The sequence below is a fragment of the Rhodococcus sp. OS5 genome, from assembly GCF_056837585.1.
In genome coordinates this window covers 300,508-314,825 of the sequence record NZ_CM166368.1, presented here as the reverse complement: position 1 = coordinate 314,825, position 14,318 = coordinate 300,508, and the positions used below count along the sequence as shown (strand labels likewise).

Annotated in this window: 14 protein-coding genes and 1 tRNA gene; 8 read left to right on the top strand and 7 right to left on the bottom strand. The window is 62.9% G+C overall.

Annotation, left to right across the window (positions count from 1 at the left end; translation table 11 throughout):
* Positions 1 to 63: 63 nt before the first annotated feature.
* Entirely contained in the window at positions 64 to 873 is an 810-nt protein-coding gene (locus ACVZUB_RS01450; RefSeq protein ID WP_054827093.1) for a glycosyltransferase, read from the bottom strand.
* Between the two features lie 145 nt (positions 874 to 1,018).
* Here ACVZUB_RS01450 and ACVZUB_RS01445 point away from each other — a divergent pair, with 145 nt between their 5' ends.
* Positions 1,019 to 1,900 (top strand): hypothetical protein, encoded by an 882-nt coding sequence (locus ACVZUB_RS01445; RefSeq protein ID WP_482628091.1) that lies wholly within the window; start codon positions 1,019 to 1,021, stop codon positions 1,898 to 1,900.
* A 10-nt stretch (positions 1,901 to 1,910) separates the two neighbouring features.
* On the opposite strand, the gene ACVZUB_RS01440 is transcribed toward ACVZUB_RS01445, so the two are convergent.
* The 3 genes from ACVZUB_RS01440 to ACVZUB_RS01430 form a co-directional block, all read right to left on the bottom strand.
* Positions 1,911 to 1,997, bottom strand: a tRNA-Ser gene (locus tag ACVZUB_RS01440).
* Between the two features lie 50 nt (positions 1,998 to 2,047).
* Entirely contained in the window at positions 2,048 to 2,473 is a 426-nt protein-coding gene (locus tag ACVZUB_RS01435) for a MarR family winged helix-turn-helix transcriptional regulator (RefSeq protein ID WP_020968140.1), read from the bottom strand.
* Positions 2,474 to 2,601: 128 nt separating this feature from the next.
* Positions 2,602 to 3,840, bottom strand: coding sequence for a lactate 2-monooxygenase (locus tag ACVZUB_RS01430; RefSeq protein ID WP_054188648.1), 1,239 nt, complete (start codon positions 3,838 to 3,840; stop codon positions 2,602 to 2,604).
* Between ACVZUB_RS01430 and ACVZUB_RS01425 the strand changes: the two genes are divergently transcribed.
* Complete coding sequence (locus tag ACVZUB_RS01425) at positions 3,839 to 4,828, top strand: NAD(P)H-quinone oxidoreductase (RefSeq protein ID WP_007731765.1); 990 nt, start codon at positions 3,839 to 3,841, stop codon at positions 4,826 to 4,828. The genes ACVZUB_RS01430 and ACVZUB_RS01425 overlap by 2 nt on opposite strands.
* 15 nt (positions 4,829 to 4,843) lie before the next feature.
* Here ACVZUB_RS01425 and ACVZUB_RS01420 read toward each other — a convergent pair whose 3' ends face one another.
* The gene (locus ACVZUB_RS01420) at positions 4,844 to 6,046 is read right to left on the bottom strand and encodes a cysteine desulfurase-like protein (protein ID WP_007731767.1); all 1,203 of its coding nucleotides are present in this window, start codon (positions 6,044 to 6,046) and stop codon (positions 4,844 to 4,846) included.
* 132 nt (positions 6,047 to 6,178) lie between these two features.
* On the opposite strand from ACVZUB_RS01420, the gene ACVZUB_RS01415 reads away from it, so the two are divergent.
* The 6 genes from ACVZUB_RS01415 (at position 6,179) to ACVZUB_RS01390 (ending at position 11,513) form a co-directional block, all read left to right on the top strand.
* Positions 6,179 to 6,748 carry a bacterial proteasome activator family protein gene (locus tag ACVZUB_RS01415; RefSeq protein ID WP_003943894.1) on the top strand — a complete coding sequence of 190 codons (570 nt, stop codon included), beginning with the start codon at positions 6,179 to 6,181 and terminating at the stop codon, positions 6,746 to 6,748.
* A 64-nt stretch (positions 6,749 to 6,812) separates the two neighbouring features.
* Positions 6,813 to 7,685 (top strand): galactan export ABC transporter permease subunit Wzm/RfbD, encoded by an 873-nt coding sequence (gene wzm / locus ACVZUB_RS01410; protein WP_064442976.1) that lies wholly within the window; start codon positions 6,813 to 6,815, stop codon positions 7,683 to 7,685.
* A 9-nt stretch (positions 7,686 to 7,694) separates the two neighbouring features.
* On the top strand, positions 7,695 to 8,501 hold the full coding sequence (wzt, locus tag ACVZUB_RS01405) for a galactan export ABC transporter ATP-binding subunit Wzt/RfbE (RefSeq protein WP_007731776.1): 807 nt from the start codon (positions 7,695 to 7,697) through the stop codon (positions 8,499 to 8,501).
* Positions 8,498 to 9,394 carry a galactofuranosyltransferase GlfT1 gene (glfT1, locus tag ACVZUB_RS01400; RefSeq protein WP_007731778.1) on the top strand — a complete coding sequence of 299 codons (897 nt, stop codon included), beginning with the start codon at positions 8,498 to 8,500 and terminating at the stop codon, positions 9,392 to 9,394. The genes wzt and glfT1 overlap by 4 nt, the downstream gene beginning before the upstream one ends.
* A gap of 174 nt (positions 9,395 to 9,568) precedes the next feature.
* Entirely contained in the window at positions 9,569 to 10,639 is a 1,071-nt protein-coding gene (gene rsgA, locus ACVZUB_RS01395; RefSeq protein WP_020968136.1) for a ribosome small subunit-dependent GTPase A, read from the top strand.
* 46 nt (positions 10,640 to 10,685) lie between these two features.
* Positions 10,686 to 11,513, top strand: coding sequence for a TylF/MycF/NovP-related O-methyltransferase (locus ACVZUB_RS01390; RefSeq protein WP_209448254.1), 828 nt, complete (start codon positions 10,686 to 10,688; stop codon positions 11,511 to 11,513).
* Positions 11,514 to 11,516: 3 nt separating this feature from the next.
* On the opposite strand, the gene ACVZUB_RS01385 is transcribed toward ACVZUB_RS01390, so the two are convergent.
* Positions 11,517 to 13,382, bottom strand: a complete 1,866-nt coding sequence (locus tag ACVZUB_RS01385; RefSeq protein ID WP_082661403.1) for a glycosyltransferase — start codon at positions 13,380 to 13,382, stop codon at positions 11,517 to 11,519.
* A gap of 68 nt (positions 13,383 to 13,450) precedes the next feature.
* Positions 13,451 to 14,260, bottom strand: coding sequence for a glycosyltransferase (locus tag ACVZUB_RS01380; protein ID WP_054827093.1), 810 nt, complete (start codon positions 14,258 to 14,260; stop codon positions 13,451 to 13,453).
* Positions 14,261 to 14,318: the final 58 nt, after the last annotated feature.

The following is a 14,318-nucleotide window of genomic DNA, read 5'->3' as shown; positions in this document are numbered from 1 at the left end:
CCACGCCCCGCAGGTTATCGCGAATCCGCACCTCGGCGCCCCGGGCACCGAGTCACACCAGGTCTACCCGTGATTACTCACTGCAGCGGCGGAGCGCAGCTCGGTCTTTCGCCGACGAAGCGACAACAGACCCTTCGCCATCTGGACCACGTCCTTGGGCGAGATACGGCTCGCGTGCGCCAGATGATCGTCGCTGAGTCGGATCGGGACCTCGACCGGGCGCACCCCAGCCAATTCGAGCGCGTAGTCCAATTCGGTGGTGAAAAGGAAGCCACGCTCGGTCAACGAGGGTGCGATTCGACGTAGCAAGACACCGTCGACGATGAAAGTTCCCTGGGGATCGCCCGTGCGGGTACCCAGCACCACCCGTCGCAGCGTCGCGAATCCACCCGTCATCACCGAACGCAGCAAGCCACGTTCCACCTCTGAGTCCGAATGAGCCTTTGAACCGATGACCACCGGCGGGACGGACCCTAGATCCGCCATCACGCGGTCGGCGCCTTCGATGTCACCGAAACCGAACGGAAGGTCGTCCGCGGTGAGCAACACGCGTCGTCCACGCGAAGCAAGCGTCCCGGCGCGAAGCGCTGCGCCCATCCCTTTGTCGCTGCTCATCGGCAGGAAGGTCACTCCAGGCCAAGACCAGGAAGCTGCCAGAGCAGCACACACGTCGGCAGTGTTGTCCGTCGAACCGTTCTCCACGACGATGATCTCGACCTGACCGGCGCTCTCGGCCGGGCGGCTGGTGAAGTACTCGGCGAATTGACGCACCGTCGACTCCAGCACCTCGCCTGAGTTGTATGCGGGGATGATCACCGAGAGTTCCGGCGTAGCTGGTTCCCCACGAACGGGTTCCGTTCGCGATGTCGCCACGTCCCGATCTCCTTACTTCCCCGACTGCAGTTCGAACTCGTCGGAATACTACGCTCCGAGAAACAAGGCGCAGCCCAGGCTCCGAGAAAAAGAGCACGACCCAGGCTCCGAACAACAGCCATCGACTCGAAGACGAAAGCACATCGTGAAATCTGACTTACCGCTCGCACAACGCGTGGTGCCGCCAATTCTTCTCGCCGCTCTGGTGTCGATCGTCGCCGCCATCCCACTGATCTCCAATCGGTGGTTCTACTACTGGGACGACAGCGCAGCAGCTTTCACGCCTGGTTGGCACACGATCGGCCAGCGAATCCTGTCCGGGTCATGGCCGACGCTCATTCCCGAATTGTGGGCCGGCGGCAATGTCACAGCCGAAGCCCTTTACGGGACATACAATCCCGTGATCCTTCTGGATTCGGTTGCCATTGCACTCATTCCGAACCTGGGAATCGGAATCACCCTGGTCAAGATGCAATTCATGGCGATTCTCGCGGTAGGCGTTTATCTGGTGGCCCGCCAGTACGGCGCCAATCGGTCGATGGCTTTCATCGCCGGATTTGCCATGCCGTTCGCTGGATACACGCTCTATTTCGACGCCTCCAGTTGGGCGTCCGGGCTGATCGCCTTCGCCTGGATCCCCCACGTCTGGTGGTCTACCCGCGCCAGCGCCCTCGGCCGAGTGAACCCCCTGGTACCGATCGTTTTCGGCTATCTTGCGATGACCACCGGAAACCCGTACGGCGCTGTCGGTGTCGCGGTCGTCTACCTCGCTGTCATAGCGGAATGCATCGCAATCAAACGCGCAGGCAGCATCAAATCACTGATGATCAACGCGGCAGCGATCATCATGATGGTGGTTGCGAGATTGCGGGAAGTCCCCGACAAGAACGATCATCCCGCTGTCAAAGGCTGGATCCAGCTCTCGAAGGAACTGCAGCGACGTCGCTCTACGCCGACGCGGACCTCGTCGACGGCGATCTTGGCACGATCGGACACGAAAAGGCCCCTCACCTGTATGAACAAGTGAGGGGCATCTGCGGAAGCGGAGGGATTTGAACCCCCGGTGGGTTTAACGCCACGCTCGCTTTCAAGGCGAGTGCATTCGGCCGCTCTGCCACGCTTCCGTGGGCGATCCTATCGGGTGTTCCCACGGACCGCGAAAACGGCTCCGGAGTCAGCGCTCGCCGATGGCTTTGTCGACCTTCTCGAAGACGTCTGCCAGCACGTCCAGTTCCTGGGGAGTCAGCAGATCGACCAGATTGTTCCGCACTCCGGCCACGTGAGTAGGCGCTGCCTCGGCGAGGCGACGCCTACCCTCTTCCGTGATCCGAGCGAGCACGCCGCGACCATCTTCGACGCAAGTGTCTCGCACGACGATGCCCTGAGATTCCATCCGCCTGATCTGGTGCGTCAGGCGGCTCCGCGAAGACAGCACGCCGTCTGCCAGGTCACTCATCCGCAACGACCCGTCAGCTGACTCCGAGAGCATGACCAAAATGCGGTAATCGGCCAACGACAGGTCGTGTGAATCCTGCAGTTCGCGGTTGAGAACCTCCATGAGGCGCTGATTACCGTCCATGTAGCCGCGCCATGCACGCATCTCGCACGGCGTCAGCCACGGTGTCTCACCGTGCGCCGCCTGCGATGTCTCCTCGGTTGTCGCTTCAGCTGTCACAGGTTCCAAGTTTAGACCTGTGTCCGCCCGTCACAGTAAGACTCACCCTAAAGTCACGAATTGGACATCAGGATCGAACGATCGATTTCGGCGACCGATGCCAGCCCCGCCAGTCCCATGGTGAGATCCAGGTCGGCCAAGAGACTCCGGAGCGCATGACGCACTCCGTCCGCTCCGGCCAATCCCAACCCGTACACCCACGGCCGCCCGTACAGCACTGCATCGGCACCCAAGGCCAGAGCCTTGATTACGTCTGCACCACAACGAATTCCGGAGTCCATCAGGATGTCCACCTCATCCCCCACCGCATCAGCGACGGGACCGAGAGCATCGAGTGCCGAAATCGACCCGTCGACCTGACGCCCACCATGGTTGCTCACGACGATGCCGTTGGCGCCGGCCGCGACGGCCTCACGTGCGTCGTCGGGATGGACAATTCCCTTCACTGCGATCGGAAGTGTCGTCCACTGGCGAAGTTTCGCGATATCCGCGATCCGCACCGCATGGTTACCGAACAACGACACCCACGTGAGAACCGCGATCTGCAGGGCTTCTGCACTCTCCTCGGGAGGCGTCGCCAATTTGGCGCGGAACACCGGATCCGACAGATAGTTGGCAATACCTTTCGCCTGCAGGAACGGAAGGTGACCGAGTTCGAGATCCCTTGGACGCCAACCCATACCGGGAGTGTCGGCAGTCAGGACGATAGCCTTCGCGCCCGCCGTCTCCGCTCGACGGACAAACGACTCGGCAAGCTCGTCGTCGGCCGGCCAGTACAGCTGGTACCACCAGTTATCGCCCGAGGCCGCCGCTACGTCTTCGATGGTCGAGGATGCCGCCGTCGAGAGAATCGATCCGATCCCCAACTCGGCAGTGACCGAACCGACCGCAACCTCGGCGTCGTCGTGGACCAAGCCGAGCACGCCCACCGGAGCCGTCAGGATCGGTGCAGCCAACCGCGTCCCCAACACCTCGACGCTCAGATCGCGTGCGTCCGGCGCCGCAGTCCCCCGCAACATCCGCGGCACGATCGCATGCTTGTCGAACGCACGCAGATTCGACTCCGCGGTTCGTTCGGTCGACGCGCTACCGGCGATGTACCCGAAGGCCTCCGGTGAGAGTTGCTCGCGCGCGGCATCTTCCAAGCCCGCCGCAGTCATCGGCAAAGCCGGCTTCGCGCCGCTCAGTCCCGTCAGATAGATCTCGTTCTGCATGTTCCCGAAGTAAGTCACGTCCGCGACGGTAGCGGCAAAACACCCGTCAGCGGGGAGATTCGCTAGCGTCGTATCCATGTACGCCATAACGATCGATCAGCCCGGCGGTCCCGAGGTCATGAAATGGGCGCAGCAGCCCGATCCTGAACTACCTCGCGGGCACGTACTCGTCGAGGTCGCCGCAACCGCGGTCAACCGCGCCGACCTGCTCCAACGTCAAGGCTTCTACCCGCCGCCGCCCGGCGCGAGTGACATTCTCGGCCTCGAATGCTCGGGTGTGATCACCGAGCTCGGCGAAGACGTCACCGGTTGGTCCGTCGGCGACGAAGTCTGCGCATTGCTGGCCGGCGGCGGCTACGCCGAGAAGGTTGCGGTCCCGGCAACACAACTTCTCCCGGTTCCCGCTGGCGTCGATCTCCGGGTCGCAGCGTCCCTGCCGGAAGTTGCGTGCACGGTGTGGTCCAACGTCGTGATGCGCGGAGGTCTTCGACGCGGACAGGTCCTCCTCGTCCATGGCGGTGGCGGCGGAATCGGCACCCACGCCATCCAGGTCGGCAAAGCCCTCGGCGCCCGCGTCGCAGTTACCGCGGGTTCGGAGGACAAATTGAACCGCTGCCGCGAATTGGGCGCGGATATTCTCATCAACTATCGCGACAGCGACTTCGTAGCATCACTCGCCGAAGCCACCGACAACCACGGCGCCGACGTGGTTCTGGACAACATGGGAGCGTCGTACCTCGGGCGCAACGTCGACGCACTCGCCATGGACGGCCACGTCGTGATCATCGGAATGCAGGGTGGCCGCAAGGGTGAAGTCGACATCGCCAAGCTGATGGGAAAGCGCGGAAACATCACGTCCACAGGCCTGCGCGGGCGTCCGCTCACCGGCCCGGGCGGTAAAGCGGACATCGTCGCCGACGTCCGCGCGAAGCTGTGGCCGCTGATCGCAGACGGATCGGTCCAACCGATCGTGTCGACCGAACTTCCGATCACCGAGGCGCCATTAGCCCATCAATTGCTGGATTCGCCGGAAACCGTAGGCAAGGTCATCCTCACCGTGAAGTGAGCCGAGCGGGGTCGATCAGCCCAGGGCGCCGAGTTCGGCGACCAGCTGATTGATCTCGTACCGCGTCGTGTACGGCGCAAGGCCGACGGTGACCGCGCCGCCTTCGTCGTTGACACCGAGGGCGTCGAGCAGCCTGGAACCACCATGCGTACCGCTGACCGTCGCGATGCGCTTGTCGGCCAGGTGCGCCGCGACCTTGTCTGCCGCCATCCCCTCGAGTGTGAAGCTGAGCGTCGGCACCCGCGTGGGTGCGCCGCCGATCACCATCACGTTGGGCAGGGCTGCGAGAGAACGCATGAGGTGATCGAACAGACCGTCCTGGTAGTCCTGCAGCGAGCTGATCGAGGTTTCGAGGCGCTCACGCCTGGTTCCCGTTGCCGATTCGTCCAAGCCCGCCAGGAAATCGATCGACGACGTGAGACCGGACAGCAGCGCGAACTGATGACCGCCCACCTCGAGTCGCTCGGCGCCACGCGCGTACGGGTTGAGCGACACGGCCGGAATCCGGTCGAGCAGTCCGGGATCGCGGAAGACGAGTGCGCCCACCTGTGGACCGCCCCACGACGGCGCGCTGACGGCAACGATGTCCGCCCCGAGATCAGCCATGTCCACATGCGCATATGGCGCTGCACCGACGGCGTCGACCACCATCAGTCCGCCGAATTCGTGCAGACGATCAGCTGCGGCGCGGACGTTCGGAGCCGAACCGACGACCGGTGATGCGGCCGTCAAGGCCACCAATCGAGTGGTCGAGGTGATGAGATCGTTGAACTGCCAACTCGGGAGCTCACACGTTTCGATTTCGACCTCTGCCCATCGCACCTGAGCGCCGTAGCGACTGGCCACACGAAGCCAGGGCGCGACGTTCGCCTCTTCGTCGAGGCGCGAGAGCACGAGACCGGTTCCGAGGCCCAACCGCGAACTGAGCGACTCGGCGAGCCAAGCCAACAACACTGCTCGGTCTGATCCGAGAACGACTCCCGCAGGATCTCCGCCGACCAGATCGGCGACCGCGGTGCGCGCACTCTCGAGAATGGCAGCACTACGACGGTTCGAGACGTGGCGACCGGAGGAAGAAGATGCAGAGGCACGGAACGCGGTGGAGACCGTCCGCGAGACGGCGTCCGGGATCTGCATTCCGGCCTGCGGATCGAGGTGGATCCAGCCGTCACCGAGTGAGGGAATCAACCCCCGTACGCGGGCAACGTCGTAAGCCATGCTCGACACTCTAGGTGCAGACGCCCGCTTAGTCGAAGGCAGTCACCCAATTACCCGTCAGTACAGTTATTCGGTAGCTAACTTTTTGGGGGTTACGCGGCGTTTGTCGCCCACACACGACAAGATGGAAGCATGACGAACCCCGACAAAGAGCAGGTACTCGTTATCGGACCCGACGGTCGACCCGTCGCGATGCCGGCGGCCGAGGCAGAGGCCTCCACATCTGGCACCACCGAAGGCGCGGAATCCGAAGCCGAGTCCGTCGCCGAGATGGTCGAGCAGCCGGCGAAGGTCATGCGAATCGGCACGATGATCAAACAACTGTTGGAAGAAGTGCGCGCCGCGCCGCTCGACGACGCCAGCCGCAAGCGCCTCAAGGACATCCACACCTCGTCCATCCGAGAACTGGAACAGGGCCTGGCACCCGAACTCCGTGAAGAACTCGAGCGATTGAGCCTCCCGTTCACCGACGACTCCATTCCCTCCGACGCCGAACTGCGAATCGCGCAGGCCCAACTCGTCGGCTGGCTCGAAGGACTGTTCCACGGAATTCAAACCGCACTGTTCGCGCAGCAGATGGCAGCGCGCGCTCAGCTCGAACAAATGCGGCAGGGTGCACTGCCTCCCGGCATGAGCATCGGGGCTCCGCATTCGCCTGCGCATCCGGACCAACAGAGCCCGGGAACCGGCCAGTATCTGTAACTCGGACCACCACTAGGTCCGAGGGAAATCCGGCGCCGACGCCAGGCCGGTAGGCTCGACCTCCGTGTCAGCATCCGCAATCGAATCCGAGACGCCGGACGCACCTGCGCCCGTGTCCGACTCCCAGACGTTCCGTCGTGCGTTCAAAGACCTTCGCGACGGTCTGAATCAGCGTGAGTTGTGGCTCAGCCTCGGCTGGCAGGACATCAAACAGCGCTACCGCCGGTCGGTGATCGGACCGTTCTGGATCACGATCGCCACCGGCGTTCAGGCCGCCGCGATGGGTCTTCTGTACTCCGCGTTGCTGAACATTCCGCTCAAGGAGTTCCTGCCGTACGTCACGGTCGGGCTGATCGTGTGGAACCTGATCAGTGCAAGCATTCTCGAAGGTTCCGAGGTCTTCATCGCCAACGAGGGCCTGATCAAGCAGTTGCCGTCGGCGTTGAGTGTGCACGTATATCGCCTGGTTTGGCGTCAGGTGCTGTTCTTCGCGCACAACTTCGCGATCTACATAGTTCTTCTGTTCGCGTTCAGTATCTGGCAGAACATGAGCTGGACGGCGCTCGCGGCAATACCGGCATTCGTGCTGATCGTCGCGAACACGCTGTGGGTCTCGATCGTCTTCGGTATCTTCTCCACCCGGTACCGCGACATCGCCCCCATCCTCGGCAGCCTCACCCTGCTGCTGTTCGTGCTGACGCCGATCATGTGGACAACTCAGGCCCTCAAGGACCAGGGTGGGCAAGCCATGGAACGGGTCCGGCTCGCCGAACTCAATCCGCTGTACCACTACCTCGAGATCATCCGAGCACCACTCATCGGGGCCGACCAGCAGGCATACCACTGGTACATCGTCATCGCCTTCACCGTCGTCGGCTGGGCCGTCGCGATTCTGGCACTCCGCAAGTACCGGGCACGCGTGCCCTACTGGGTCTAGAGGAAACACATGAGTCAGCCAGTCAGCATCCACACGCAGAACGCGTGCGTCGACTTCCCGATCTTCGACGCGAAATCCCGCTCGCTCAAGAAGGCCTTCCTCGGCAAGGCCGGAGGATCCATCGGCCGCAACGACTCCGATGTCGTCGTCGTCGAAGCGCTCCGCGACATCACGATGACGCTCAAGGAAGGCGACCGCATCGGGCTCGTCGGCCACAACGGCGCCGGCAAATCCACCCTGCTGCGCCTGCTCTCCGGAATCTACGAACCGACCCGGGGATCCGCCAGCATTCGCGGACGCGTCGCACCCGTCTTCGACCTCGGTGTCGGCATGGACCCGGAAATCTCCGGGTACGAGAACATCATCATCCGCGGCCTGTTCCTTGGTCAGACCCGCAAGCAGATGCTCGCGAAGATGGACGAGATCGCCGAATTCACCGAACTCGGTGAATACCTCTCCATGCCACTGCGTACCTACTCCACCGGTATGCGCGTTCGCGTTGCCATGGGCGTCGTGACCAGTATCGATCCCGAGATCTTGCTTCTCGACGAGGGCATCGGTGCCGTCGACGCGGAATTCATGAAGAAGGCCCGCATCCGGCTGCAGAAGCTGGTGGAACGCTCCGGCATCCTGGTATTCGCCAGCCACTCCAACGAATTCCTCGCTCAGCTGTGCAACAGTGCGATGTGGATCGACCACGGCCAGATCCGCATGCAAGGCGACATCGAAGACGTCGTACGCGCCTACGAAGGTGACGACGCCGCCGAACATGTGCGCCACGTGATCAAGGAAATGGAACGGGAGAACACCCCGTGAGCGCACCCGAGAAAATCATCGGGGTCGTCGTCACTCACAAACGTCGTGAACTGCTGGCCGAATCCTTGAAGGTTCTCAGCACCCAGTCGCGTCCGCTCGATCATCTGGTCGTCGTCGACAATGCCGACGAAGCCGATGTGAAAGAGCTCGTCGACAACGCTCCACTGCCGACCAGTTACATCGGTTCTCAGCACAACCTCGGCGGTGCCGGAGGATTTGCTCTTGGCATTCTCTACGCGCTTTCACTCGGCGCCGACCGCGTCTGGCTCGCCGACGACGACGGCCGCCCGGAGGGGCCTGAGGTCCTGGAAACACTGCTCGACTGTGCAATTCGGAACGACCTGGCCGAGGTCTCCCCCGTCGTCTGCGACATCGACGACCCCGACCGCCTTGCCTTCCCACTTCGCCGCGGCACGTCGTGGCGCCGGTTGCGTTCCGAGCTCGGCGACGAGGATCTCCTGCCCGGCATCGCGTCCCTCTTCAACGGCGCACTGTTCACCGCCGACGCGATCGATGCCGTCGGAGTTCCGGATCTACGCCTGTTCGTCCGCGGCGACGAGGTCGAGGTACACCGTCGCCTCGTGCGCTCCGGCCTGAAGTTCGGTACCTGCCTGCAAACTGCTTATGTCCACCCCAACGGCGCGGACGAGTTCAAGCCGATCCTCGGCGGACGCATGCACACGCAGTACCCCGACAACGACACGAAGCGCTACTTCACGTACCGCAACCGTGGATACATCCTCTCCCAACCGGGAATGCGGAAACTGCTTCCGCAGGAATGGGTTCGGTTCGGCTGGTACTTCCTGATCACACGCCGCGATCCGGCCGGACTGCGCGAGTGGATGCGATTGCGCAAGCTCGGCCGGGAAGAGAAGTTCGAACGTCCGAGTTAAGTCGGCCGCCCCGAGTTAATTCAGTTGCACAGTCGCGTCTGCGGCTGAGACGATTCTGATCCGACGCATGGTGCGTCCTGAGATTTTCGAGGAGTGAGTATTGATGACTGTCGTGTTCCGCAGTTTCAGCACCGTCAACATTCACACTTCTTCGTACTCGAGGACACACTCACCATGCCGGAAAACAGCGCGCCCCTGACCGAATACGGTTGGAACGCAACACTCTCGAACACATTCACTGCCCTGGCCCCACCGGACTCCGCACCCGGGCGCGTTCTTCGCGTCGACCGGGGGCGGTGTGACGTGGCCGTCGCCGAAGGCACAGTTCGCGCACTCAGCGGCAGCGATCCACTCTGTACGGGTGACTGGGTCGCCGTGGCCGAGTTACGGGACTCACGCGAACCCGAGATGCACACGGTCACTTCGATACTCCCCCGATCAAGCAGCATCGTTCGATCCTCGGCATCCGGAAAATCGGAAGGCCAGATTCTGGCGGCCAATGTCGACACCGTCGTCATCGCCACGGCTTCGGACGGCGACGTCGATCTCGGGCGCATCGAGCGACTACTCGCACTCGCCTGGGAAAGTGGTGCAACCCCTGTCGTCGCACTCACCAAATCGGATGCAGCTCACTATATCTCCGACACTCTCGCCGAGGTCACTGCCATTGCGCCCGGCGCAACAGTGCTGGCCGTCAGTGCCGAGACCAACGAAGGAATGGATGTACTCGATGCAGTTCTGGACGGCACCGTGGCGATACTCGGTCCATCAGGCGCCGGTAAGTCGACGCTCGCGAACGCCCTCCTCGCGGACACCACAGACGCCGATCGACTCGAGACCGGTCGCGTTCGGACCGGTGACGGAAAGGGACGCCACACCACCGTCACCAGAGAGTTGATCTCATTCTCCGGCGGCCGGACACTGATCGACACACCCGGCCTGCGAGGGGTCGGCATGTGGAACGCGGCGGAGGGGATCGAGAAGACGTTCCCCGAGATCGAGGAGCTGATTGCAGAGTGCCGGTTCTCCGATTGCGCACACAACTCCGAGCCGGGATGCGCAGTCCTGAGCGCACTCGGGCGTGGCGATATCGATGAGCGGAGGCTCGCGAGCTACCGGAAACTACAGCGAGAGAATGCATGGAACGCCGCGCGAAGCGATGCTCGTCTGCAGGCAGAGAGGACGCGGGAGATCAAGGTGATCTCCCGACAACTCAAGAGTCACTACCGCGGTCGGGACCGGTAGCGAACAAAGCCTGGCAGCATGGGGGTGATCCCGACGAGAGGTTGCCATGTTCGAGCAGTTCCGTTCCAGCGCCAGAACCAAGCTTCAGCGTGCGGTATCCGAGGTGGTCGAGGCCGCCGACCGGCGCAACGCAGATCGCACGCAACAGATCCTCGACGCGCTGGCACTCTCACGTGACGAACTGGCCGAGGCCCGCGGTGACATCGCGGGCCTCCGGTCCAGGATCGACGAGCTGGAATTTCGCCAGCGTCGGGATCTGGCCTACGCCGTGGATCTGGAAGCGACAGCGTCGACTGCCGAGTTCATCCTCGAACACCTTCGAGTCGCGGAGACATTCGGCCACCCGCACGACACGCTGCGCCACGCATTGGGCTTGATCGAAATACCCGGCATGGCACTCGAATTCGGCGTCGCCAGCGGAACCACACTCAGGATCGTCGCGGAGGCTTTCACCGAACGCGAGGGGACCGTCGCAGGTTTCGACGTGTTCTCCGGCCTTCCGGAGACCTGGCGCACCGGGTTCCCGGTCGGCGAGTTCGCACAGGAATCCATCCCCGAAGTGCCTGGAGCGCAACTTGTTCCGGGCCTCTTCGAGGACACCTTGCCCTCGTTCCTGAACGACGAACCCGGCCCCGTTGCGTTCCTGCACCTCGACGCCGACCTTTACTCGTCCACCAAGACCGTGCTCGATCTGCTCGGCGACCGACTGGTACCCGGGTCGATCGTCGTCTTCGACGAGTTCTTCAACTATCCCGGGTGGCAGCTGCACGAGTACCGGGCGTGGACGGAGTTCGTCACACGCACCGGCATCTCGTTCGAATATCTCGGGTACACCGTCGACAACGAGCAGGTCATCGCCAAGATAGTGCGTTGAGGCTCACTTTTCGTACAGACGAGCCCAGTTCTCGCGGCTGGTGAGCTGCGGGAACTCACGAGCGAATGCTTCAGCCACACTTGGCGCTTCGGCGAGGAACCGCTTCATGACGCCGGCGAGGCGACCGCTCATCTCGGCGGCCTTCTCGCTGTCGAAGCGGCGTTCACGCACGCCTCCCTGCGAAGCATCGGTGACGAAGACGTGATCGAAACGTCCGACGTGCCACCACTGCGCATCTTCGTACGAGATCGCCACCGGACCCCGCTCCAGATGATTGCGCGCCTGCATCACAGCGCGTTTCGCCAAAACGAGGTCTGTCCACAAACCGGGTTTCGGGCTGGGCGCAACGCGACGGATCGGCAGCCTCCCCGGCAACTCCGACGCCGGGCGAGTTACCGTCTCGGGGAAGCGCTTACGTTCCTGGTTGATCGCGGCAAGCGCCTCCTGCCCACCGTCCGCCAAACCTTCCGGCCCCTCGAGGAATCCCTCGATCGCCCGGAGTTGCGTGTGTGCAAGGCCGTACTGCAACCCGACGATCGAATGCGAAATGTCGCGAGAGAGTTGCTTCGCGAGCGTTTTGGGCGCGAACCCCGGGTCGAGCGAAGCGGTGATGAGTCCGTTGCGCGTACTGAAGTAGTGCGCGAAACCGTCGACGTCCTTCCAATAGAAGTCCGCATGCCACACAGCAGCCGACGGCAACGTGATGGTGGGAATCCCGGCCCGCCCGGCCCGCAAGCTGTACTCGACGTCGTCCCACTGGAAGAAGACCGGCAGTGGCAAGCCGATCCGCTCGATGGCTTCAGCAGGAATCAGGCAAGACCACCAGCCGTTGTATTCGGCGTCCACGCGACGTTCCGGCAGTTTCTCGAGCACACTCCGGTTACGAACACCGTGCTCATCGGTCGGTACACCACGCTGAAGCGTGCCCAGATCCACGCGTTCACCCGAAGCCAGCAGGTAGTCGGGGTTGAACAGGAAGAGCATCTGGGCACCGATCAACGCCGGCTCCGTCGTCATGTTCGCGAACGCACTCAGTCGAAGAACCGATTCGGGTTCGCACAGAATGTCGTCGTCCATCAAGATCACGTCGGCGTGCGGCCCGGCCGCCGAAGCCTCGTACAGGCCCCGGGTGAATCCGCCGGCACCACCCAGATTCGCCTGCCGCAGATATTGCAACCGCGAACCGAACTTCTTCGACACTTCCTGGAACAGCTCACGGCTCTCTACCGGATCCGTTCCCTGATCGACGACGTACAGAGCGTCGAGCAACGCGAGTACACGCTCGTCGGACGCGAGGGCCTCGACCGTGCGCGCACAGTCGTCCGCACGATTGAACGTGCAGATCGCCACGGCTACCGGGCGAATCGACTCCGGCGAGACGACGGTCCATTCCACATCGTCGACCACTGCGCCGCCACCCTGCGCTTCGAACTGCAGCCACAGTGCCCCGCCGTCGACGAAAGTATCGAGCGGGGCGGTCATGGACACTCGCTCGTCGCCGGTCACGACGACGTTCGTCACGATACGACGGTGGCCACCGATGTCCGAGGCCTGGATCTGGATGCGGCAAGCGGTATCGGCCACGACATGTGCAGTGACGGTGACCTCGGTGACATTGGTCCAGCGCTGCCAGTAGCTGGCCGGAAAACGACCGAAGAAGGTATTGGTGTGCGCGACCGCGCCCGGCTGAAGCCGCAACTCGAACCGCGATCGCGTCGACATACCGACCTTGGTCACCGCATACAGTTCGTCACTGGCGACGGGCGAAGTTCCGGTGAACAACGTCCGCTGCGCCAGCAGTCGATCCGACGTCGCGCTGCGTTCGATCAACTCGACTCCGGAATCGGACTGGTCATCGGTCGTGTTCACGGTATCCACGCCCCGCAGGTTATCGCGAATCCGCACCTCGGCGCCCCGGGCACCGAGTCACACCAGGTCTACCCGTGATTACTCACTGCAGCGGCGGAGCGCAGCTCGGTCTTTCGCCGACGAAGCGACAACAGACCCTTCGCCATCTGGACCACGTCCTTGGGCGAGATACGGCTCGCGTGCGCCAGATGATCGTCGCTGAGTCGGATCGGGACCTCGACCGGGCGCACCCCAGCCAATTCGAGCGCGTAGTCCAATTCGGTGGTGAAAAGGAAGCCACGCTCGGTCAACGAGGGTGCGATTCGACGTAGCAAGACACCGTCGACGATGAAAGTTCCCTGGGGATCGCCCGTGCGGGTACCCAGCACCACCCGTCGCAGCGTCGCGAATCCACCCGTCATCACCGAACGCAGCAAGCCACGTTCCACCTCTGAGTCCGAATGAGCCTTTGAACCGATGACCACCGGCGGGACGGACCCTAGATCCGCCATCACGCGGTCGGCGCCTTCGATGTCACCGAAACCGAACGGAAGGTCGTCCGCGGTGAGCAACACGCGTCGTCCACGCGAAGCAAGCGTCCCGGCGCGAAGCGCTGCGCCCATCCCTTTGTCGCTGCTCATCGGCAGGAAGGTCACTCCAGGCCAAGACCAGGAAGCTGCCAGAGCAGCACACACGTCGGCAGTGTTGTCCGTCGAACCGTTCTCCACGACGATGATCTCGACCTGACCGGCGCTCTCGGCCGGGCGGCTGGTGAAGTACTCGGCGAATTGACGCACCGTCGACTCCAGCACCTCGCCTGAGTTGTATGCGGGGATGATCACCGAGAGTTCCGGCGTAGCTGGTTCCCCACGAACGGGTTCCGTTCGCGATGTCGCCACGTCCCGATCTCCTTACTTCCCCGACTGCAGTTCGAACTCGTCGGAATACTACGCTCCG

Bases quoted from the DNA above. Each gene is read 5' to 3' on its own strand.
- ACVZUB_RS01435 (WP_020968140.1), bottom strand. From the start codon at position 2,473: ATGCGTGCATGGCGCGGCTACATGGACGGTAATCAGCGCCTCATGGAG.
- ACVZUB_RS01425 (WP_007731765.1), top strand. From the start codon at position 3,839: ATGTACGCCATAACGATCGATCAGCCCGGCGGTCCCGAGGTCATGAAA.
- ACVZUB_RS01430 (WP_054188648.1), bottom strand. From the start codon at position 3,840: ATGGATACGACGCTAGCGAATCTCCCCGCTGACGGGTGTTTTGCCGCT.
- ACVZUB_RS01420 (WP_007731767.1), bottom strand. From the start codon at position 6,046: ATGGCTTACGACGTTGCCCGCGTACGGGGGTTGATTCCCTCACTCGGT.
- ACVZUB_RS01415 (WP_003943894.1), top strand. From the start codon at position 6,179: ATGACGAACCCCGACAAAGAGCAGGTACTCGTTATCGGACCCGACGGT.
- wzt (WP_007731776.1), top strand. From the start codon at position 7,695: ATGAGTCAGCCAGTCAGCATCCACACGCAGAACGCGTGCGTCGACTTC.
- rsgA (WP_020968136.1), top strand. From the start codon at position 9,569: ATGCCGGAAAACAGCGCGCCCCTGACCGAATACGGTTGGAACGCAACA.
- ACVZUB_RS01390 (WP_209448254.1), top strand. From the start codon at position 10,686: ATGTTCGAGCAGTTCCGTTCCAGCGCCAGAACCAAGCTTCAGCGTGCG.